The sequence below is a fragment of the Achromobacter sp. 46006 genome (assembly GCF_059761975.1).
The window spans coordinates 98817-119205 of record NZ_JCBANN010000007.1; the positions used below are offsets into that span (position 1 = coordinate 98817).

Sequence of the window (20389 nt, forward strand, 5' to 3'; positions counted from 1 at the left end):
TTATGGACATGTATCCGCGCGCCGAAAACAACATCGACACGCAAAAAAATGGCGCGGAGAATACCGCGCCATCGATACCGGCAGGCCGGTTGGCCACTTTTCAGGCGCGCGCCAGCAACGCCACCACCGTGGCGCAAATGCCTTCCTTGCGGCCCAGGTAGCCCAGGCCTTCGTTGGTCTTGGCCTTGATGTTGACCTCGGTCTCGGCCAGACCGGTATCGGCGGCGATGTTTCTCACCATGGCCGGCGCGTGCGGGCCGATCTTGGGAGCCTGCGCATGCACGGTGGCATCGATGTTGACCGGCGCCCACCCTGCCTGGCGCACGCGCGCCATCGCCTCGCGCAACAGCACGCGGCTGTCGGCGCCCTTGAAAGCCGGGTCGGTATCGGGAAAATGGCGGCCGATGTCGCCCAGGCCGGCCGCGCCCAGCAGCGCGTCAGTGATGGCGTGCAGCAGCACGTCGGCATCCGAATGGCCCAGCAGGCCGTGGCTGTGCGGAATGGTCACGCCGCCGATGATCAGCGGCCGGCCCTCGACCAGCGCATGCACGTCAAAGCCCTGTCCGACACGGAAAGGAATATTCATAGCCATTTTTCCATCAGTTCGAAATCGTCCGGCCAGGTCACCTTGAAATTGCGCATGGCGCCGGGCACCAGCAGGGGCGCAAAGCCCGCGGCCTCGATCGCCGAGGCCTCGTCGGTGACGGCGACGCCGTTGACCGCGGCGGCTGTGAGCGCATCGCGCAGCACGCCGGCGCGGAACATCTGCGGCGTCTGCGCGAGCCACAGGCCGTTGCGGTCCAGGGTGCGCTCGACCCGCTCGCGGCCGGCCTTGACGGTATCGGCCACGGGCAGCGCCAGCAAACCGCCGACCGCGTCGGCGAGGCAGGCGTCGATCAGGCGCGCCAGGGCCGCCGCCGGCAGGCCGGGACGGGCCGCGTCATGCACCAGCACCCAGGTATCGTCTGCCACGCCGCTCTCGGCCAGGGCGCCGGCCACGGTGTCGGCGCGCGTGGCGCCGCCGCAGGCCCGCCACACGGTGCGTGGCAGGCCGGCCACGGCCTGGTCGATCCAGCCGTCGCCCGGCGTCACCGCCACCCGCACCTGCGACACGCGGTCGTCGGCGAGCAGCGCGGCCACGGCGTGGCGCAGCATGGGCTGTCCGGCCAACGGACGGTATTGCTTGGGCACGCTCTCGACGCCGGGATGGCTGGCGCGGGCGCCGACGCCGGCGGCGGGAACGATTGCGATGATTGAGTCAGACATGGTGCGGTGATTTTATAATCTTCCGCTTGATGCCTGCTCCCAGCCTGATGCCCGCTCCCACCTCCTCCGCCACGGCAGCGCCGCCCGTCCCCGCGACCGCCCCCACTCTCGCCGCGCTCAAGCCCGGCACGCGCTATGCGCAACCCCGGCCACCCGGCTCGGGCGACGCCTGGCTGCTGGCCGACCTGGCGCGGCAGGCCGGCGCGCCGCTGGTGGTGCTGACCGCCGAGCCGCTGGAAGCCCAGCGCCTGGCCGAGGAAATCGCGCTGTTCGCGCCCGGCCTGCGCGTGCGCCAGCTGCCCGACTGGGAAACGCTGCCGTACGACGCCTTCTCGCCGCACCAGGACCTGATCTCCGAGCGCCTGCACACCCTGCATTCGTTGATGATGAAGACGGTGGACGTGCTGACGGTGCCGGTCACCACGGCGCTGTACCGGTTGGCGCCACCGTCGTTCCTGGCCGCCTACACCTTTTCCTTCAAACAGAAGGACAAGCTCAACGAGGCGGCGCTGCGCGCGCAATTGACGCTGGCCAACTACAACCACGTCACGCAGGTCACCGCGCCCGGCGAGTTCTGTCTGCGCGGCGGCCTGATCGACCTGTTCCCGATGGGATCGGCGCTGCCTTACCGGCTGGACCTGTTCGACGACGAGATCGAGACCATTCGCAGCTTCGACGTCGACACCCAGCGCAGCCTGTATCCGGTGCGCGAAGTGCAACTGCTGCCGGGCCGCGAATTTCCCATGGACGAGGACTCGCGCAACCGCTTCCGCGCGCGTTTCCGCGAAGTGTTCGAAGGCGACCCGTCGCGCGCCCTGCCCTACAAGGACATCGGCAACGGCATCCCCTTTGCCGGGGTCGAGTACTACCTGCCGCTGTTCTTCGACGAGACCGCGACGCTGTTCGACTACCTGGCCGACAACGCCATCACCGTCACCGTCGGCGACATCGACGACGCCATGATGCGCTTTCACCAGGACACCGGCAGCCGCTACGGCTTCCTGAAAAGCGACCGCGAGCGTCCGGTGCTGCCGCCGTCGGCGCTGTTCCTGGATGAGCAGACGCTGTACGCCCGCCTTAAGGATTTCCGCCGCCTGGCGCTGGCCGCGGGCCAGCCCCATCCCGACTTCCGCGCCGCGCCAGACGTGAGCGTGGCGCGCCGCGCCGAAGACCCGATCGCCAAGTTGCGCACGCATGTCGGCAAGCCGCAAGGCCGTGTGCTGCTGTGCGCCGACTCGGCCGGCCGCCGCGAGACGCTGGTGCAGATGCTGAACGAGTTCGGCGTCACCCCCGACGCGCAGCCGGACAGCATCGAAGCCTTCCTGGCTTCAGACGCCCACTTCGGCATCGTCGCCGCGCCCCTGGCCACCGGCTTCGAGTTGCCGCAGGCCAACCTGGCCTTCCTGACCGAGAACGACCTCTATCCGGGGCTGGCCAGCACCGGGCGGCGCGGCAAGCGCGACCAGGAGCGTGCCAGCAACGTCGAAGCGATGGTGCGCGACCTGTCCGAACTGCGCGCCGGCGACCCGGTGGTGCACGCGCAGCATGGCATCGGCCGCTACCACGGCTTGGTCAACATGGACATGGGCGAAGGCGAGATGGAGTTCCTGCATCTCGAGTACGCCAACGGCAGCACGCTGTATGTGCCGGTGTCGCAATTGCACGTGATCGCCCGCTACAGCGGCGCCGATCCGGAAGCCGCGCCGCTGCACCAGCTCGGCTCGGGCCAGTGGGACAAGGCGCGCCGCAAGGCCGCCAAGCAGGTGCGCGACACCGCCGCGGAACTGCTGGCGCTGTACGCCCAGCGCGCCGCGCGCGAGGGCTTCGCCTTCAACCTGCCGCTCAACGACTACCAGGCCTTCGCCGAAGGCTTCGGCTTCGAGGAGACCGCCGACCAGGCCGCCGCCATCGAGGCCGTGATCGCCGACATGACCTCGGGCCGGCCGATGGACCGCCTGGTGTGCGGCGACGTCGGCTTCGGCAAGACCGAGGTGGCGCTGCGCGCCGCGTTCCTGGCGGTGGCCAACGGCAAGCAGGTCGCCCTGCTCTGCCCCACCACGCTGCTGGCCGAACAGCACGCGCAGACTTTCTCCGACCGCTTCGCCGACTGGCCGGTGCGGGTGGTGGAACTGTCGCGTTTCCGCTCGGCCAAGGAAGTGTCCGCGGCCATCGAGGGCATCAACGACGGCCGTGTCGACATCGTCATCGGCACCCACAAGATCCTGTCCAAGGACGTGAAGTTCAAGCGCCTCGGGCTGGTCATCATCGACGAGGAACACCGCTTCGGCGTGCGCCAGAAGGAGGCGCTCAAGGCGCTGCGCGCCGAGGTCGACGTGCTGACGCTGACGGCCACGCCGATCCCGCGCACGCTCGGCATGTCGCTCGAAGGCATCCGCGATTTCTCGGTCATCGCCACCGCGCCGCAAAAGCGCCTGGCAATCAAGACCTTCGTGCGGCGCGAGGACGGCAGCACGCTGCGCGAGGCGCTGCTGCGCGAACTCAAGCGCGGCGGCCAGTGCTACTTCCTGCACAACGAGGTCGAGACCATCCACAACCGCCGCGCGCGCCTCGAAGAGCTGGTGCCCGAGGCCCGCATCGCGGTGGCCCACGGCCAGATGCCCGAGCGCGACCTGGAACAGGTGATGAAGGGCTTCTACCAGCAGCGCTACAACGTGCTGTTGTGCACCACCATCATCGAAACCGGCATCGACGTGCCCAGCGCCAACACCATCGTGATCCACCGCGCCGACCGTTTCGGCCTGGCGCAGCTGCACCAGTTGCGCGGCCGCGTCGGCCGCTCGCACCACCAGGCCTATGCCTACCTGCTGACGCCGGGCGAAGACGCCATCACCAGCAACGCCAAGAAGCGGCTGGAGGCGATCCAGGCCATGGAGGAACTGGGTTCGGGCTTCTACCTGGCCATGCACGACCTGGAGATCCGCGGCACCGGCGAAGTGCTGGGCGATTCGCAGTCCGGCAATATCCAGGAAGTCGGCTTCTCGATGTACAACGAGATGCTGAACGAAGCGGTGCGCGCCCTGCGCGCCGGCGAGGAGCCGGACCTGGACGCCCCCTTCAACCTGGCCTGCGAGGTCAACCTGCATGCGCCGGCGCTGCTGCCGTCCGACTACTGCGCCGACGTGCACGCGCGCCTGAGCGTCTACAAGCGCCTGGCCCACGCCGCCGACGAGGACGACCTGATCCAGATCCAGGAGGAACTGATCGACCGCTTCGGCAAGCTGCCCGAAGCAGCGCAAACGCTGCTGACCACGCACCGCCTGCGCCTGGCCGCGCAACCGCTGGGCATCGTCAAAATCGACGCCAGCGAAAGCCAGGCGCTGCTGCAGTTTGGCCCCAAGACCAGCGTCGATCCCGCCAAGATCATCGAACTGGTGCAGCGCCAACGCCACATCAAACTCGCAGGACAGGATAAATTGCGGGTTGAGATCAAGGCCGCGCAGATCGCCGCCCGCGCCGATGCCGTGCGCGCCGTGCTGCGCGCCTTGAAGTAACCCGATCCGACCTTCTCACTTTTATGACTATCCACCACCTCGTCGTCCAATCCCCCGGCCTGACGGTCGAACACGCCGAACAGCTCGCCGCCCTGGCGCAGGCGCAAGGCGTGGCCCGCATCAGCGCCACCGCCGCCCGCCTGCTCGACGTGCAGCACGACGACGCCACCCGCGCCGACGTGGTGGCCTGGGCCGAGCGCCATGGCGTCGACACCGCCTTCGTGCCAGCCGGCCTGAAGCTGTCGCACTGCAAGGTGCTGGCCATGGACATGGACTCGACGCTCATCAACATCGAGTGCATCGACGAAATCGCCGGCGTGGCCGGCGTCAAGGACAAGGTCTCGGAGATCACCGAGGCCGCGATGCGCGGCGAGATCAAGGACTTCGCCGAAAGCCTGCGCCGCCGCGTGGCGCTGCTCCAGGACGTGCCGGCCGAAGCGCTGGAACAGGTCTACACCGAGAAGCTGCGCCTGAACCCGGGCGCCGAACGGCTGATCACCACCGCCCAGGCGGCTGGCATCAAGGTGCTGCTGGTGTCCGGCGGCTTCACCTTCTTTACCGACCGCCTGCGCGAACGCCTGAAGCTGGACAGCGCCCACGCCAACACGCTGGAAATCGACAACGGCGTGCTGACTGGCCGCGTGCTGGGCGACATCCTGGACGCCGACGCCAAGGCCGTCTACCTGCGCGAGTTCGCCCGCACCCACGGCGCCACCAAGGAACAGGTCATCGCCATGGGCGACGGCGCCAACGACCTGAAGATGCTGGGCGCCGCCGGCTTCCCGGTGGCCTACCACGCCAAGCCGCTGGTGCGGCAGCAGACGCGCTACGCGCTGAATGTTTCCGGCCTGGACGGCGTGCTGAACTGGTTCGAAGGCTGATCGCCGCACAGCCGCGGCACCCCGGAAAGCCACCGCGAAGGTGGCTTTCCTGTCTGCCAGCGTCGATCAGTAGCGCATTCTCACCGACAGCAGCGCCGCCCTGCCCGTGCCGAGCGCGGCGTGGTTACTCGGCCGGGCCCGCGTGTAGAAGGTCCGATCGAACAGGTTCAGCACGTTGAGTTGCACCGACAGACTGGGATTCACGCTGTATTTCGCCATCGCGTCGAAGCGCCAATACGACGGCACCCAGCGCGCCCTGGGCGCCCCGTTGGCATCGAAGCTCGCATCCGCATTGCCATACGCCTTGGCGACATAGTAGGCGCCGCCGCCCAGCGTCAGTTGGGGCAGAACTTTGTAGGAAGACCACAGGCTGAACGCGTTGCGCGGCGTATTCGGCAGGTCCTGCCCCACAGCGCCAATGTCTCGGCGGCCGCCACGGATCAGCTTGCTGTCCATGAAGATATAGCCACCATAGACGTTCCAGGCCGGCGTGATGGCCCCCGAGAAACCCAGCTCGAGTCCACGCACACGTGTCTGGCCGACCTGTTCGTACTCGTTCGGCAACACCTCGACGTTGGTGTTCCTACGCGTATCCTGGAACACCGCGCCCGAGAGCGTCAGGCGTTCGCCGAACATCTGCCATTTGACGCCAGCCTCCACCGAACGGCTCTTTTCCGGACCCGCGGCCTCATCTCGGCCTCTCCTCAAGATGTCGGATGCCGTGGTGCCGGCGACAGCGGACGGCGTGGACGCCGTACCGTAAGTTGCATAGATCGTGCCTTCCGGTACGGGCTTGTAGACCAGGCCCAACTGGTAGTTCAGCAGATTGTCTGTGCGGCTGTAGTGTTCCGTTGCCGAGGGCCGGCCGCTGGTGCGGTAGTTATCCCAGCGCAGGCCCGCACTGGCCTGCCATTGCGCGCCGAACTTGATGGTGTCGAAGGCATACAGCGCCATCGTGTCGGTGGCATAAGGAGCCGGCAAACCGCGGGCGGTGCGGCAAGGGTAGGGCACGTTCGGATCGGGGTTACGCAACGAGGTGTGCGCCAGCGTGTCCGGGCATGCCGTGACCCCATCCGATACCAGAACCTGGTCGTTGTTCCGCGCCATGGTTTGTTTGACGGTACTGTATTCGAAACCCAGGTCGAACGCGTGATTGATCCCGCCAGTATTGAACTCGCCGCTCAAGTCGGTCTGGTTGGTGAATGCCTTGGTGACGAAGTACCTGCCATATGCCGGCCTGTCCACCACTCCCGTGGGGAGATTTGCCAGCGTGAGATTGGGCTGCGTGGCGAGATAATCGGCGGTTTCATGGCCATATCGCAGCACGTTGCGCAACTTGAGCCTGTCGGAAAAATCGTGCTGGAAGTCGAGAGTGGCCAAATCATCGCGAGTCTTCATGAAATCGCGCCCGGCCAGGCCGTAGAAGTTCTTGCGGCTGATGCCGAGAGTCTCCGTGACCGGCAGACCCACTTGAGGGTCGTACGGAATGGAATAATCCGGCATGCTGTCATTCTGGTAGTGGTAGTAACTGAGCGTGATGCGGGTCGGCGTGCCCATGCCCAGCGTCAGTGACGGCGCCACGCCCCACCGCTCGAAATTCACCGCCTTGTCGCGGCCCGGCACGTCGCCTTTGGCGCCCATGACGTTCAAGCGGAAAGCCGATTTTTCGCCCAATCGCCAGTTGCTGTCGATGGTTGCTCGGTAGTTGCGATCGGTGCCGATCTGGCCGGTAGCCTCGATGGCATCCTTGGCCTTGGGGGCCTTGCTGACCATATTGATGCTGCCACCCGCGCCGCCGCGGCCGGCATAGACCGAATCGGGCCCCTTGATGATCTCGACCTGCTCCAGGTTGAAGGTGTCGCGCGCCTGCATGCTGACGTCGCGCACCCCATCGAGGAACAAGCTGCTGGCGGCGTTCTGACCTCGGATGATGGGCAGGTCGCCGCCCGCGCGTCCGCCTTCGCCAGCGGCGAAGGTAATGCCCGGCGAGTTCTGCAGCACATCCTGGAGGGAGCTCGCCGCCTGATCGGACATGACCTGTTTGGGTACCACTTGCACCGAGCGAGGCGTGTCCAGCAGGGGCGCGGTCATCTTCGGTGACTGCGCGCTGTCCGGTTGATAGGGCGAATCCTCGCCCTCGACCTGGACCGGCGCCAATTGGGTGACACCGTTCGCACCGGACTGCGCCATCGCATAGGGACTGATGAACAGCGCGGGTACCGCGACGGCCGCGGCCAACGAACCGGCCAATGTATTCAACGCGTACGAATCTTCCAGTCTCACGACCCATCTCTCCAATACACGAATGGAAACCATTCTCGTTTATGACAGGCTGCGATTCTGGACTGGAAAATGGAGCCAACTCCGGTTGCAGGGGGAAATAGGACGTGGTCACGCGGAAGCGCGCGAACCTGATGGGAATTCACCACGAAAGCCGTATTCGACGGTAACGTTGGCGCCAAAGAAAAACGCCCCGGGCGGGGCGTCTGCGTGGATTGTGCTAGCGGGCGAATCGCTCATGTCCGCAGCCGCGGATGCCTCTTGAACAGATAGCGGTACACGAAACCGGGATAGGCCAGCACCAGGTACAGGCTCAGCGTGATGGCGTAGAACTCCCAGGTCTGCGAGAAGCGGTTGCCCAGCACGGACTCGAAGGCGAAACCGAGCGCGCCGACGATCATATAGAACACCAGCACCTCGACCAGGCGCAGCCAGAACGGCTTGACGGCATCCGCCCCGCCCCGCTTCCACGGCAGCACGGCGAACACGCGCTCCGTCAGGAAGGGCAGGTTCGCGCTGACCAGGGCCAGCGCGATCAGGAGCCATACCGCCAGGGTCTGGTTCATGGCCCGACAGGCTTACAGGCTGAGCGAGCTGCGGATGGCCTGCACGCACAGGGCCATCAGGCCGCCGGGCAACAGGCCCAGCACCAGGATCAGCAGGCCGTTGACCGACAGCACGCCGCGTTGGCCGCAAGTGGCCGACATCGGGGCGGCATCGGCCGCCGGCTCGTCGAAGTACACGACCTTGACCACGCGCAGGTAGTAGAACGCGCCGATCAGCGAGAACACCACCGCGATCACGGCCAGCGTGACGTGGCCGGCGCTGACCAGCGCCTGCAGCACCGCCAGCTTGGCGTAGAAGCCCACCAGCGGCGGAATGCCGGCCAGCGAGAACATCAGCAGCAGCACGATGGCGGCATGCCACGGGCTGCGGCGGTTCAGGCCCTTCAGGTCGTCGATCTGCTCGCACTCGAAGCCCTGGCGCGACAGCAGCAGCACGATGCCAAAGCTGGCCAGCGTGGTCAGCACGTAGGTCAGCATGTAGAACAGCGAGGCGCCGTAGGCGGCCGAGGCCAGTTCCGGCTTGCCGGCCACCGAGCCCGACATCAAGCCCAGCAGCACGAAGCCCATGTGCGAGATGGTCGAGTAGGCCAGCATGCGCTTGAAGTTGGTCTGCGCGATGGCGGTCAGGTTGCCGATCGCCAGCGACAGCACCGCCAGGATCATCAGCATCGGCTGCCAGTCGGCCGCCAGACCGTGCAGGCCGTCGACCAGCAGGCGCAGCGTGATGGCGAAGGCCGCCAGCTTGGGCGCGCCGCCCAGGATCAGCGTGACCGCGGTCGGCGAACCCTGGTAGACGTCCGGCACCCACATGTGGAACGGCACGGCGCCGAGCTTGAACGCCAGGCCCGAAACCAGGAACACGATGCCGAACACCAGGGCCAGCTTCTCGGCCTTGCCGGCGGCGATGACCTTGGAGACTTCGGCCAGGTCGAGATGACCGGTGGCGCCGTAGACCATCGACATGCCGTACAGCAGGAAGCCCGAGGCCAGCGCGCCCAGCACGAAGTACTTCATGGCGGCTTCGGTGGCGACGACGTTGTCGCGACGCAGCGCGATCAACGCGTACAGCGCCAGCGACATCAGCTCCAGGCCCAGGTAGATCGAGATCAGGTTGCCCGACGAGATCATCACCATCTGGCCCAGCAGGGCGAACAGCGTCAGCACGTACAGTTCGCCGCCGCGCATCATGTCGCGCAGCTGGGCGTAGACGCGGCCGTAGACCAGCGTCACCGCCACCGCGATATACGAGGCGATCTTGAGCAGGTGCGACAGCTCGTCGGTGACGTACAGGCCATTGAAGGTCGAACCCGTGACGCCGTTCTTCCACTGCAGCGCCGACACCACGGTCAGCACGCCCAGCGCCAGCATGGTCAGCAGGAACGTCGGCTTGCGCTCGGGGTGATTGCTGACCGCGTCGACGAGCAGGATAGCCAGGCCGAAAACCAGCAGGAGGATTTCCGGTGTCGCCAGGGCGAAATCGATTTGGGATTGCATCATTGTCTTGTCTTACAGTTTCGAGACGGCAACGTGTTGCAGCAGGGCCTCGACCGACACGTGCATCACGTCGGTGAAGGGCTTGGGATAGATCCCCATGTACAGCACGGCGATCGCCATCACGCCAAGAATCACGAATTCGCGGCGGTTGATATCGGTCAGCTCGCGGACGTGGTCGTTGGCGACGTCGCCCAGGACCACGCGCTTGACCATCCACAGCGAATACGAGGCGCCCAGGATCAGCGCGGTGGCCGCCAGCAGGCCGATCCAGAAGTTGTGCTCGACCGCGCCCATGATCACCATGAACTCGCCGACGAAACCGCTGGTGGCCGGCAGGCCGCTGTTGGCCATCGAGAACAGGATGAAGAACGTGGCGAAGCGCGGCATCACGTTGACCACGCCGCCGTAGTCGGCGATGCGGCGCGAGTGCATGCGGTCATAGAGCACGCCGATACACATGAACATGGCGCCCGAGACGAAGCCGTGGGAGATCATCTGCACAATGGCGCCTTCGACGCCGGCCGTGTTGAAGATGAAGAAACCCAGGGTGACGAAGCCCATGTGGGCGACCGACGAATAGGCCACCAGCTTCTTCATGTCGTCCTGCACGATCGCGACCAGGCCGATGTAGATCACGGCGATCAGCGACAGCGTGATCATCAGGCCGGCCAGGCTGTGCGAGGCGTCGGGCGCGATCGGCAGCGAGAAGCGCAGGAAACCGTAGGCGCCCAGCTTCAGCATGATCGCGGCCAGCACGATGGAGCCGCCCGTGGGCGCCTCGACGTGGGCGTCCGGCAGCCAGGTGTGCACCGGCCACATCGGCACCTTGACGGCAAACGCCGCCAGCAGCGCCACGAAGATCAGGATCTGCGGGGTGTAGCCCAGCTTGGTCTGCTGCCAGGTCAGGATGTCGAACGAACCGCCCGAGGCGTTCCACAGGTAGACGAAGGCCACCAGCGTCAGCAGCGAGCCCATCAGGGTGTAGAGGAAGAACTTGAAGGCGGCGTACACCCGGTTCGGTCCGCCCCAGACGCCGATGATGATGTACATCGGGATCAGCGTGGCTTCGAAGAACACGTAGAACAGCATGCCGTCCAGCGCGCAGAACACGCCCACCATCAGACCCGACAGGATCAGGAAGGCGGCCATGTACTGGGACACGCGGCTGGTGATGACTTCCCAGCCGGCCAGCACCACGATGATGGTGATGAACGCGGTCAGAAGCACGAACCACAGCGAAATGCCGTCCACGCCCAGGTGGTAGTTGACGTTGAAGGCTTCGATCCAGGAGGTCTTCTCGACGAACTGCATGGCAGCCGTCTTGGAGTCGAACCCGGTGTACAGCGGGATCGTGACGAGGAAGCCGGCGATCGAGCCGACCAGCGACAGGCCGCGCGTCAGACCGGGACGGTCGTCACGGCCCACCGCCAGCACCAGCAGGCCGAATACGATCGGGACAAAGATCGCAAGCGTGAGCCAGGGGAAAGTGTTGGATGCCATCTCGCTTGCCATCATTGGGGAATCAGCACAAAGAAAGTCACCAGCGCCATGATGCCGATGATCATCGCGAACGCGTAGTGATAGATGAAGCCGGACTGCAGGTGGCGGCTGATCGCCGACACCCAGCCCACCACGCGGGCGCTGCCGTTGATCAGCAGGCCGTCGATGATGCCGCGGTCGCCGGTCTGCCACAGGCCACGGCCCAGGCAGCGCAGGCCGCGGGCGATGATCTGCTCGTTGACCCAGTCGACGTAGTACTTGTTCTCAAGCACCTTGTTCACGCCCGACAGGCTCGACTTGATCGCGGCCGGGACCTTCGGGTTGATCAGATAGCAGTACCAGGCGATGACCGCGCCGGCCACGACCAGCCAGAACGGCAGGGTCTGGAAGGCGTGCAGGCCGAAGGCGACCCAGCCGTGCCATTCTTCGTGCAGTTCGTGCATGGCCGGATGCTGCGGCAGCACCGTGATCACGCCGTTGAAGAACTTGCCGAACAGCATCGGATCCACCGCCCAGGCGCCGATCAGCACCGACGGAATCGCCAGCAGGATCAGCGGCAGGGTCACGACCCAGGGCGACTCGTGCGGCTTGCCGCCGTGGTGGCCGTGGCCATGGTCGTCGTGACCGTGGTCGTCGTGACCGTGGTCGTCATGGCCGTGCGCGTCGTGGCCGTGGCCATGACCGTGGTCGCTGGTGTCGAAGCGTTCCTTGCCATGGAAAACCAGGAAGTACACGCGGAACGAGTACAGCGAGGTCACGAACACGCCGATCAGCGTGGCGTAGTAGGCGAAGCTGGCGCCCCAGACGTGGGCGGCGCCGGCCGCTTCGATGATGTGTTCCTTCGAGTAGAAACCCGAGAAGAACGGCGTGCCGACCAGGGCCAGCGTGCCCAAGAGGAAGGTGATCCAGGTGATGGGCATGTACTTGCGCAGGCCGCCCATGTTGCGGATGTCCTGGTCGTGATGCATGCCGATGATGACCGAGCCCGCGCCCAGGAACAGCAGCGCCTTGAAGAACGCGTGCGTCATCAGGTGGAAGATCGCCACCGAGTAGGCCGAGGCGCCCAGCGCGACGGTCATGTAGCCCAGCTGCGACAGCGTCGAATACGCCACCACGCGCTTGATGTCGTTCTGGATGATGCCCAGGATGCCCAGGAACAGCGCGCCGATGGCGCCGATCACGATGATGAACGACAGCGCGGTGTCCGACAGCTCGAACAGCGGCGAGAAGCGCGCGACCATGAAGATGCCGGCCGTCACCATGGTGGCGGCGTGGATCAGCGCGGAGATCGGGGTCGGGCCTTCCATCGAGTCGGGCAGCCAGGCGTGCAGGGGCACCTGCGCCGACTTGCCCATGGCGCCGATGAACAGGCAGATGCAGGCCACGGTCAGCAGCATCCAGTCCGAACCGGGCAGCGTCAGCTTGGACAGCTTGTCTGCCTGGGCGAACACTTCACCGTAGTGCATGGTGCCGGCGTAGGCGAACAGCAGGCCGATGCCGAGGACGAAACCGAAGTCGCCGACGCGGTTGATCAGGAACGCCTTCATGTTGGCGAAGATCGCGGTCGGGCGGGTATACCAGAAACCGATCAGCAGGTACGACACCAGACCCACGGCTTCCCAGCCGAAGAACAGCTGCACCATGTTGTTCGACATCACCAGCATCAGCATGGAGAACGTGAACAGCGAGATGTACGAGAAGAAGCGCTGGTAACCGGGGTCGTCGGCCATGTAGCCGATGGTGTAGATGTGCACCATCAGCGACACCGAGGTCACCACGACCATCATCATGGCCGACAGCGGATCGATCAGGAAGCCGATTTCCAGCTTGGTCTGGCCGATCAGGCTCCAGGTGTAGACCGCGCCATCAAAGCGCAGGCCGTTGAGCACGTCGCCCAGCACCACCACCGAACCGATGGCGGAGATGAGCACGCCCAGGATGGTGATGACGTGCGAGGCGCGGCGGCCGATCGGACGGCCCAGGAACCCGGTGCCGAAAAGGCCCGCGAGGATTGCTCCGGCCAGCGGCGCCAGCGCGATGAGCAGGTAGAGATTGGGTGAGCTAGACATTTTCTTCCAATACCCCGTCAGCCCTTCAGGCGATCGAGTTCGTCAACGTTGATCGTGTTCAGGTTGCGGAACAGCAGCACCAGGATAGCCAGGCCGATCGCCGCTTCGGCGGCGGCCACGGTCAGGATGAAGAACACGAACACCTGGCCGGCGGTGTCGCCGAACCAGCTGGAGAACGCCACGAAGTTCATGTTGACGGCCAGGAGCACCAGCTCGATGGACATCAGCAGGATGATCAGGTTGCGGCGGTTCAGGAAGATGCCGAAGATCCCGATGGCGAACAGGATCGCCCCCAGGATCAGGTAATGGGCCAGCGTCAGCGTCATTGTTTTTCTCCTTGGGGCGCGGCGGGCGCGGCGGTGCCGTTCTGAGCCTGGGCGCGCTCGCTCTGGGCGGGCATGCTCACCATGCGGAAGCGGTCCTTCGAGCGCACGCGGACGGCGGCGACCGGGTCGTTGTACTTGACATCGCGGCGGCGGCGCAGGGTCAGCGCGATGGCGGCGACCATGCCGACCAGCAGCAGCGCGGCGCCGACTTCGATGGCGTAGATGTAGTGCGTGTACATCGCTTCACCGAGGGCGCGGGCGTTGTTGTAGTCGCCGGCGACCGGGGCTTGCGGGCCCGAGCCGTACCAGGTCGACCCCAGCACGAAGGCCATTTCCAGCACCATCACCAGGCCGATCACCAGGCCCAGCGGCAGGTAGGTCTTCATGCCTTGGCGCAGGGCATCCATGCGGATGTCCAGCATCATGACGACGAACAGGAACAGCACCATCACGGCGCCCACGTACACCAGCACCAGCAGCAGCGCGAGGAACTCGGCGCCCAGCAGCATCCACAGCATGGCCGCGTTGGCGAACGCCAGGATCAGGTGCAGGACGGCGGTGACCGGGCTGCGCGCGGTGATCACGCGGAACGCCGCGATCACCAGCACGGCGGCCAGTATGTAAAACAGGACAGTGGTAAAAGTCATGGATCAGGACCCTGGGCTCAACGGTAGGGAGCGTCTTCGGCCCGGCGGCGGGCGATTTCGGCTTCGTAGCGGTCGCCCACGGCGAGCAGCATGTCTTTGGTGAAATACAGGTCGCCGCGCTTTTCGCCGTGGTATTCGTGGATGTGCGTTTCCACGATCGAGTCCACGGGGCAGCTTTCCTCACAGAAGCCGCAGAAAATGCACTTGGTCAGGTCGATGTCGTAGCGCGTGGTGCGGCGGGTGCCGTCGTCACGCTGGTCCGACTCGATGGTGATGGCCAGCGCGGGGCACACGGCTTCACACAGTTTGCACGCGATGCAGCGCTCTTCCCCGTTGGGGTAGCGACGCAGCGCGTGCAGGCCGCGGAAACGCGCCGAGGTCGGCGTCTTTTCCTGCGGGTAGCGCAAGGTGACCTTGCGCTTGAAGAAATACTTGCCCGTCAGGCGCATGCCCTTGAGCAGTTCGGCCAGCATCAAGCTGCCGAAGAAATCTTTGATCGCTTCCATATCCTGCCTCTGCCTGGCGGCTTAGCGCCAAATGTTCCAGGGCGTCTGCATCCAGATCGCCACAATGACCAGCCAAACACCGGTCAGCGGGATGAAGATCTTCCAGCCCAAACGCATGATCTGGTCGTAGCGGTAACGCGGGAACGACGCACGGAACCATACGAACAACGAAACCACGACGAACGTCTTGAGACCGAGCCAGATCCAACCCGGGATCCAGGTCAGCGGCGCGATGTCGATCGGCGAAGCCCAACCGCCCAGGAACATGATCGACGCCATGCACGACAGCAGGATCATGTTGGCGTATTCGCCCAGGAAGAACAGCGCGAAGGCCATGCCCGAGTATTCGACCATGTGGCCGGCCACGATTTCCGATTCGCCTTCCACCACGTCGAACGGGTGGCGGTTGGTTTCGGCCACGGCCGAGATCACGTAGATCACGAACAGCGGCAAGAGCGGCAGCCAGTTCCAGGACAGGAACGTCAGGCCCTTGTCGGCGAACCAGCCGCGGTTCTGCACATGCACGATCTCGGACATGTTCAGGCTGCCGGACACCAGCAGCACCGTCACCAGCACGAAGCCGATGGCCAGTTCATACGACAGCATCTGGGCCGAGGCGCGTAGCGCGCCCAAGAACGCGTACTTCGAGTTCGAGGCCCAGCCGGCGACGATCACGCCGTACACGCCGATCGACGTGATGGCCATGATGTACAGCAGGCCGGCGTTGACGTTGGCCAGGACCACGTCGGGGCCGAACGGCACCACCGCCCAGGCGGCCAGCGCCGGCATCAGCGTGACCACGGGGGCCACGACGAACAGCACCTTGTTGGCCTGGCTGGGGACCACGACTTCCTTGGTCAGCAGCTTGAACACGTCGGCGAACGGCTGCAGCAGCCCCTTGAAACCGACGCGGTTCGGGCCCATGCGCACGTGCATGGCGCCGATCATCTTGCGCTCCCAGTACGTCAGGTAGGCGACGCACAGGATGATGGGCACGGCGATGACCACGATCTTGATGAGGGTCCAGAGGACCATCCAGACCGTCGGGCCCAGCAATGCCGTTCCCTGGCTTTCAAGAACATTGAGCCATTCCATCAGGCACGCTCCACGCTGAGTTGACCAAATGCGCCACCCAGGGCTGCGGTATTTTCAAAGGCTGCGGCGATGCGCACGGCGCGATCGGCCACGGCGTCGTCCTGCACGGTTTCGAGTTCGACAGCGCCCTGCCCGCCCGTCACGCGCACCTTGACGCCGGCGGTCAGGCCGAGGCTGGTGAGCGTGTTGCCGTTCATGCGCGCGGCGGGCAGCTTCGAGGCCGGCGCGGCCTGCAGCGGCTCCGAGCGGCGCACCATGGCGTCGGTACGGTAGATCGGCACGTCGGCAACGCGTTCCAGCCCGGTCAGGGGCTGGCCCAGGCCCAGCGGGGCCTTGATGTCGTTGGACAGGCGGCCTTCGACGCCGCCGGCCAGCGCGGCGTCGCGCACGGACTCGGAGGTTTCGTCATCGAAGCCGGCCAGGTGCAGGACGTTGCCCAGCACGCGCAGGACCTTCCAGGCCGGACGGGTCTGGCCGAACGGCGCGACCGTGCCCTTGAAGCTCTGGGCCAGGCCCTGGGCGTTGACGAACGTGCCCGAGGTTTCGGTGAACGGCGCCACCGGCAGCATGACGTCGGCCCATTCGGCCGCGGCCGAACGGTAAGGCGTCAGGGCCACGGCGAACTGCGCGCCGCGCAGCGCGGCGATGGCCTGCTGGCCGTTGTCAGCGTCCAGCAGCGGCTCGGCGTGCAGCACCACGTAGGCCTTGAGCGGCTCGGCCAGCATGGCGGCGGCGTTCTTGCCGCCCTTGCCCGGGATGGCGCCGGCCAGGTAGCCGCCGACGGTGTTGCCGCCGGAGGTCAGGAAACCGAACTTGCCGCCGGCCAGATCGGCCACGGCGCGGCCGTTGGCGGCCAGGGTCGAGGCCTGGGCGCTGGCCACGGCCAGGTTGCCCATCAGCACGGCGGTGTTGGCACCCGATGCCAGGCTGGCGGCGATGATCTTGGCGTTCTCGCCCGGCGTGACCGAGGCGAACTCGGCCGGCACCGCGGCTTGCTTGGCTTGCGCCAGGGCCACGGCCACTTCGGCCAGGGCGCGCGGCAGCTCGGACGGGGCCACGGTGAGGCGGCCGGCGACCGGCATCAGGGGATCGTCGGCGGCGCTGTCGACCATCAGGATCTGCGTGCCGCGCTTGGCGGCCTGGCGCAGGCGCTGGGCCATCAGCGGGTGGTCCTTGCGCAGGAACGAGCCGACCACCAGGACGCGGTCCAGGTTGTCGAGTTCGGCGATCGGCATGCCCAGCCACGGCGCGCCGGTCAGCGCGGCGTCGAAGGCCGGGTCGGTCTGGCGCAGGCGGAAATCGATGTTCTCGGAACCCAGCGCGCGGACCAGGCGGCCCAGCAGCGCGTATTCCTCGGTGGTGGCGTATTCGGACGCCAGGGCGCCGATCTGGCCGGCGCCGAAGCTGTCACGCACGCGCGACAGGCCTTGGGCCACGGCGGCCAGGGCGTCGGCCCAGGAGGCTTCCTGCCACTTGCCGTCGGCGCCCTTGATCATCGGGGCGGCCAGGCGGTCTTCGCTGTTCAGGCCTTCGTACGAGAAGCGGTCGCGGTCGCTGATCCAGCATTCGTTGATGGCTTCGTCCTCGAACGGCACCACGCGCATCACGCGGTCGCCCTTGACCTGGACCACCAGGTTGGCGCCCAGGCTGTCGTGCGGGCTGACCGAACGGCGACGGGCCAGTTCCCAGGTGCGGGCGCTGTAGCGGAAGGGCTTGGAGGTCAGCGCGCCCACCGGACAGATGTCGATCATGTTGCCCGACAGTTCGGACTCGATCGAGCGGCCCACGAACGAGGTGATCTCGGAGTGCTCGCCACGGCCCAGCATGCCCAGTTCCATGACGCCGGCGATTTCCTGGCCGAAGCGCACGCAGCGGGTGCAGTGGATGCAGCGGCTCATTTCCTCGGCGGAAACCAGCGGGCCCAGGTCCTTGTGGAACACCACGCGCTTTTCTTCCTGGTAACGCGAGGAAGAGCCGCCGTAGCCCACGGCCAGGTCCTGCAGCTGGCATTCGCCGCCCTGATCGCAGATCGGGCAGTCGAGCGGGTGATTGATGAGCAAGAATTCCATCACCGACTTCTGAGCGGCGCGAGCCTTCTCGGAGCAGGTGTGCACGACCATGCCGTTCGTCACGGGGGTGGCGCAGGCGGGCAGCGCCTTGGGCGCCTTTTCCACTTCGACCAGGCACATGCGGCAGTTGGCCGCGATGGACAGTTTCTTGTGGTAGCAGAAATGCGGCACGTAAAGCCCGACTTTCTGGGCCGCATGCATCACCATGCTGCCCTCGGGCACTTCTACCGTATTGCCGTCGACGGTTAGTTCAACCATTGCTGTTCCTGAGACCTACAGATATTGCGGAACCACACACGACTTGTGCTCGATGTGGTGCGCGAATTCGTCGCGAAAATGCTTGAGGAAGCCACGCACGGGCATGGCGGCGGCATCACCCAGGGCGCAGATGGTGCGGCCCATGATGTTGCCGGCCACGTTGTCCAGCATGTCCAGATCTTCCGGACGGCCGTGGCCGTTTTCGATGCGATGCACCATGCGGTACAGCCAGCCGGTGCCTTCGCGGCACGGCGTGCACTGGCCGCAGCTTTCCTCGAAATAGAAATACGACAGGCGCAGCAGCGACTTGACCATGCAGCGCGTCTCGTCCATGACGATCACGGCGCCCGAACCCAGCATGGAACCCGCCTTGGCGATGGCGTCGTAGTCCATCGTGGTTTCCATCATGATGTCGGCCGGCAGCACCGGGGCGCTCGAACCGCCGGGGATCACGGCCTTGAGCTTCTTGCCGCCGCGCATGCCGCCCGCCAGTTCCAGCAGGGTCGAGAACGGGGTGCCCAGCGGGATCTCGTAGTTGCCGGGACGCTCGACGTCGCCGGTGATCGAGAACAGCTTGGTGCCGCCGTTGTTGGGCTTGCCAACTTCGAGGTAGGCCTGGCCGCTGTTGCGGATGATCCAGGGCACCGCCGCGAAGGTTTCGGTGTTGTTGATGGTGGTGGGCTTGCCGTACAGGCCGAAGCTGGCCGGGAACGGCGGCTTGAAGCGCGGCTGGCCCTTCTTGCCTTCCAGCGATTCCAGCAGCGCGGTTTCCTCGCCACAGATGTAGGCGCCGTAGCCGTGGAACGCGTGCAGCTGGAAGTTGAATTCCGAACCCAGGATCTTGTCGCCCAGGAAGCCGGCGGCGCGCGCCTCCTCCAGGGCTTCTTCGAAGCGCTCGTAGACTTCGAAGATTTCACCGTGGATGTAGTTGTAGCCTACGCTGATGCCCATCGCGTAGGCGGCGATCGCCATGCCTTCGATCACGATGTGCGGGTTGAAGCGCAGGATGTCGCGATCCTTGAACGTGCCGGGTTCGCCTTCGTCCGAGTTGCAGACGAGGTACTTCTGGCCCGGGAAGGCGCGCGGCATGAAGCTCCACTTCAGGCCGGTCGGGAAGCCCGCGCCGCCACGGCCGCGCAGGCCCGACGCCTTGACTTCGGCGATGACGTCTTCCGGCTTCATGCCGGTGGTGAGGATCTTGCGCAGGGCTTCGTAGCCACCGCGCTTGACGTAGTCGGCCAGGCGCCAGTTGGCGCCGTCGACGTCGGCCATGATCTGCGGCTTGATGTGACGGCCGTGCAGGCACATCGAATTGGACAGGTCGTTCAGCGGGTTGGGCTCCAGGCCCTGCGCGAACTGCTTGTAGATGTCGGGCGCGTTCATGCCGACTCTCCTTGCGCCTTGAGGGCCGCGACCAGCGCGTCCAGCTTCTCTTCGGTCATGCGCACGCACATATGCTTGTTGTTCACGATCAGCACGGGGGAATCGCCGCAGGCGCCCATGCACTCGCCCTCGACCAGGGTGAACTGGCCGTCAGCGGTGGTTTCGCGGTAGTCCACGCCCAGCTTGCGCTTGAGGTAGTCGCCGGCGCGTTCGCCGTCGCGCAAGGCACAGGGCAGGTTGGTGCAGACCGCGATCTTGGTCTTGCCGACGGGCTTGACGTCGAACATGTTGTAGAAGGTGGCGACTTCCTGCACCGCGATGGGCGGGACGCCGATGTAGTTGGCCACATCTTCGATGATGTCGGTAGCCAACCAGCCCTTCTCTTCCTGCGCGATGGCAAGAGAGGCCATGATGGCGGACTGCCGCTGGTCGGCCGGGAACTTGGCGAGTTCTCGGTCGATTTTCTGGTAGGCCTGTTCGGAAAGCAGCATAGTTTGAATCCGGGTTATGCGGGCGTGCTCGTGACGGTTCTGGGCG

The 20389-nt window shown here is 65.7% G+C and carries 16 protein-coding genes; 2 read left to right on the forward strand and 14 right to left on the reverse strand.

What is annotated here, in order from left to right; genetic code table 11:
- Nucleotides 1-100: 100 nt before the first annotated feature.
- Together ispF and ispD are read right to left on the reverse strand one after the other, a co-directional pair.
- Complete coding sequence (ispF, locus tag AC6LKG_RS06240; RefSeq protein ID WP_498163539.1) at nt 101-586, reverse strand: 2-C-methyl-D-erythritol 2,4-cyclodiphosphate synthase; 486 nt, start codon at nt 584-586, stop codon at nt 101-103.
- A complete protein-coding gene (ispD, locus tag AC6LKG_RS06245) occupies nt 583-1266 on the reverse strand; it encodes a 2-C-methyl-D-erythritol 4-phosphate cytidylyltransferase (RefSeq protein ID WP_498163540.1) in 684 nt (227 codons plus the stop codon). Before ispD ends, ispF begins: the two co-directional genes overlap by 4 nt.
- A gap of 29 nt (nt 1267-1295) precedes the next feature.
- Between ispD and mfd the strand changes: the two genes are divergently transcribed.
- Nucleotides 1296-4778 (forward strand): transcription-repair coupling factor, encoded by a 3483-nt coding sequence (gene mfd, locus AC6LKG_RS06250; RefSeq protein ID WP_498163541.1) that lies wholly within the window; start codon nt 1296-1298, stop codon nt 4776-4778.
- Between the two features lie 23 nt (nt 4779-4801).
- Nucleotides 4802-5659 (forward strand): phosphoserine phosphatase SerB, encoded by an 858-nt coding sequence (serB, locus tag AC6LKG_RS06255; protein WP_498163542.1) that lies wholly within the window; start codon nt 4802-4804, stop codon nt 5657-5659.
- Between the two features lie 66 nt (nt 5660-5725).
- Here serB and AC6LKG_RS06260 read toward each other — a convergent pair whose 3' ends face one another.
- From AC6LKG_RS06260 to nuoE, 12 genes are all read right to left on the reverse strand, one after another.
- Nucleotides 5726-7975: a TonB-dependent receptor gene (locus AC6LKG_RS06260; RefSeq protein ID WP_498163543.1), complete on the reverse strand. Its 2250-nt coding sequence runs from the start codon at nt 7973-7975 to the stop codon at nt 5726-5728.
- 200 nt (nt 7976-8175) lie between these two features.
- Nucleotides 8176-8505, reverse strand: a complete 330-nt coding sequence (locus tag AC6LKG_RS06265) for a DUF2818 family protein (RefSeq protein WP_498163544.1) — start codon at nt 8503-8505, stop codon at nt 8176-8178.
- A gap of 12 nt (nt 8506-8517) precedes the next feature.
- Nucleotides 8518-10002, reverse strand: a complete 1485-nt coding sequence (gene nuoN / locus AC6LKG_RS06270) for an NADH-quinone oxidoreductase subunit NuoN (protein ID WP_498163545.1) — start codon at nt 10000-10002, stop codon at nt 8518-8520.
- A gap of 9 nt (nt 10003-10011) precedes the next feature.
- The gene (locus tag AC6LKG_RS06275; RefSeq protein WP_155864728.1) at nt 10012-11514 is read right to left on the reverse strand and encodes an NADH-quinone oxidoreductase subunit M; all 1503 of its coding nucleotides are present in this window, start codon (nt 11512-11514) and stop codon (nt 10012-10014) included.
- The gene (gene nuoL / locus AC6LKG_RS06280; protein ID WP_421426457.1) at nt 11511-13568 is read right to left on the reverse strand and encodes an NADH-quinone oxidoreductase subunit L; all 2058 of its coding nucleotides are present in this window, start codon (nt 13566-13568) and stop codon (nt 11511-11513) included. The genes AC6LKG_RS06275 and nuoL overlap by 4 nt, the downstream gene beginning before the upstream one ends.
- A gap of 17 nt (nt 13569-13585) precedes the next feature.
- Nucleotides 13586-13894: an NADH-quinone oxidoreductase subunit NuoK gene (nuoK, locus tag AC6LKG_RS06285; protein ID WP_006217969.1), complete on the reverse strand. Its 309-nt coding sequence runs from the start codon at nt 13892-13894 to the stop codon at nt 13586-13588.
- A complete protein-coding gene (locus AC6LKG_RS06290) occupies nt 13891-14541 on the reverse strand; it encodes an NADH-quinone oxidoreductase subunit J (protein ID WP_236754990.1) in 651 nt (216 codons plus the stop codon). Before AC6LKG_RS06290 ends, nuoK begins: the two co-directional genes overlap by 4 nt.
- Before the next feature lie 17 nt (nt 14542-14558).
- Nucleotides 14559-15047, reverse strand: a complete 489-nt coding sequence (nuoI, locus tag AC6LKG_RS06295; protein ID WP_006389216.1) for an NADH-quinone oxidoreductase subunit NuoI — start codon at nt 15045-15047, stop codon at nt 14559-14561.
- Nucleotides 15048-15068: 21 nt separating this feature from the next.
- Nucleotides 15069-16142 (reverse strand): NADH-quinone oxidoreductase subunit NuoH, encoded by a 1074-nt coding sequence (gene nuoH / locus AC6LKG_RS06300; protein WP_049055051.1) that lies wholly within the window; start codon nt 16140-16142, stop codon nt 15069-15071.
- Nucleotides 16142-18469, reverse strand: a complete 2328-nt coding sequence (gene nuoG / locus AC6LKG_RS06305) for an NADH-quinone oxidoreductase subunit NuoG (protein WP_498163546.1) — start codon at nt 18467-18469, stop codon at nt 16142-16144. The genes nuoH and nuoG overlap by 1 nt, the downstream gene beginning before the upstream one ends.
- A gap of 15 nt (nt 18470-18484) precedes the next feature.
- On the reverse strand, nt 18485-19852 hold the full coding sequence (gene nuoF, locus AC6LKG_RS06310; protein WP_006393405.1) for an NADH-quinone oxidoreductase subunit NuoF: 1368 nt from the start codon (nt 19850-19852) through the stop codon (nt 18485-18487).
- Nucleotides 19849-20343, reverse strand: coding sequence for an NADH-quinone oxidoreductase subunit NuoE (gene nuoE, locus AC6LKG_RS06315; RefSeq protein ID WP_006389212.1), 495 nt, complete (start codon nt 20341-20343; stop codon nt 19849-19851). Before nuoE ends, nuoF begins: the two co-directional genes overlap by 4 nt.
- Nucleotides 20344-20389: the final 46 nt, after the last annotated feature.

Coding starts and splice junctions, on each gene's coding strand:
- ispF (WP_498163539.1), bottom strand. CDS start 586: ATGAATATTCCTTTCCGTGTCGGACAGGGCTTTGACGTGCATGCGCTG.
- ispD (WP_498163540.1), bottom strand. CDS start 1,266: ATGTCTGACTCAATCATCGCAATCGTTCCCGCCGCCGGCGTCGGCGCC.
- mfd (WP_498163541.1), top strand. CDS start 1,296: ATGCCTGCTCCCAGCCTGATGCCCGCTCCCACCTCCTCCGCCACGGCA.
- serB (WP_498163542.1), top strand. CDS start 4,802: ATGACTATCCACCACCTCGTCGTCCAATCCCCCGGCCTGACGGTCGAA.
- AC6LKG_RS06260 (WP_498163543.1), bottom strand. CDS start 7,975: ATGGTTTCCATTCGTGTATTGGAGAGATGGGTCGTGAGACTGGAAGAT.
- AC6LKG_RS06265 (WP_498163544.1), bottom strand. CDS start 8,505: ATGAACCAGACCCTGGCGGTATGGCTCCTGATCGCGCTGGCCCTGGTC.
- nuoN (WP_498163545.1), bottom strand. CDS start 10,002: ATGATGCAATCCCAAATCGATTTCGCCCTGGCGACACCGGAAATCCTC.
- AC6LKG_RS06275 (WP_155864728.1), bottom strand. CDS start 11,514: ATGATGGCAAGCGAGATGGCATCCAACACTTTCCCCTGGCTCACGCTT.
- nuoL (WP_421426457.1), bottom strand. CDS start 13,568: ATGTCTAGCTCACCCAATCTCTACCTGCTCATCGCGCTGGCGCCGCTG.
- nuoK (WP_006217969.1), bottom strand. CDS start 13,894: ATGACGCTGACGCTGGCCCATTACCTGATCCTGGGGGCGATCCTGTTC.
- AC6LKG_RS06290 (WP_236754990.1), bottom strand. CDS start 14,541: ATGACTTTTACCACTGTCCTGTTTTACATACTGGCCGCCGTGCTGGTG.
- nuoI (WP_006389216.1), bottom strand. CDS start 15,047: ATGGAAGCGATCAAAGATTTCTTCGGCAGCTTGATGCTGGCCGAACTG.
- nuoH (WP_049055051.1), bottom strand. CDS start 16,142: ATGGAATGGCTCAATGTTCTTGAAAGCCAGGGAACGGCATTGCTGGGC.
- nuoG (WP_498163546.1), bottom strand. CDS start 18,469: ATGGTTGAACTAACCGTCGACGGCAATACGGTAGAAGTGCCCGAGGGC.
- nuoF (WP_006393405.1), bottom strand. CDS start 19,852: ATGAACGCGCCCGACATCTACAAGCAGTTCGCGCAGGGCCTGGAGCCC.
- nuoE (WP_006389212.1), bottom strand. CDS start 20,343: ATGCTGCTTTCCGAACAGGCCTACCAGAAAATCGACCGAGAACTCGCC.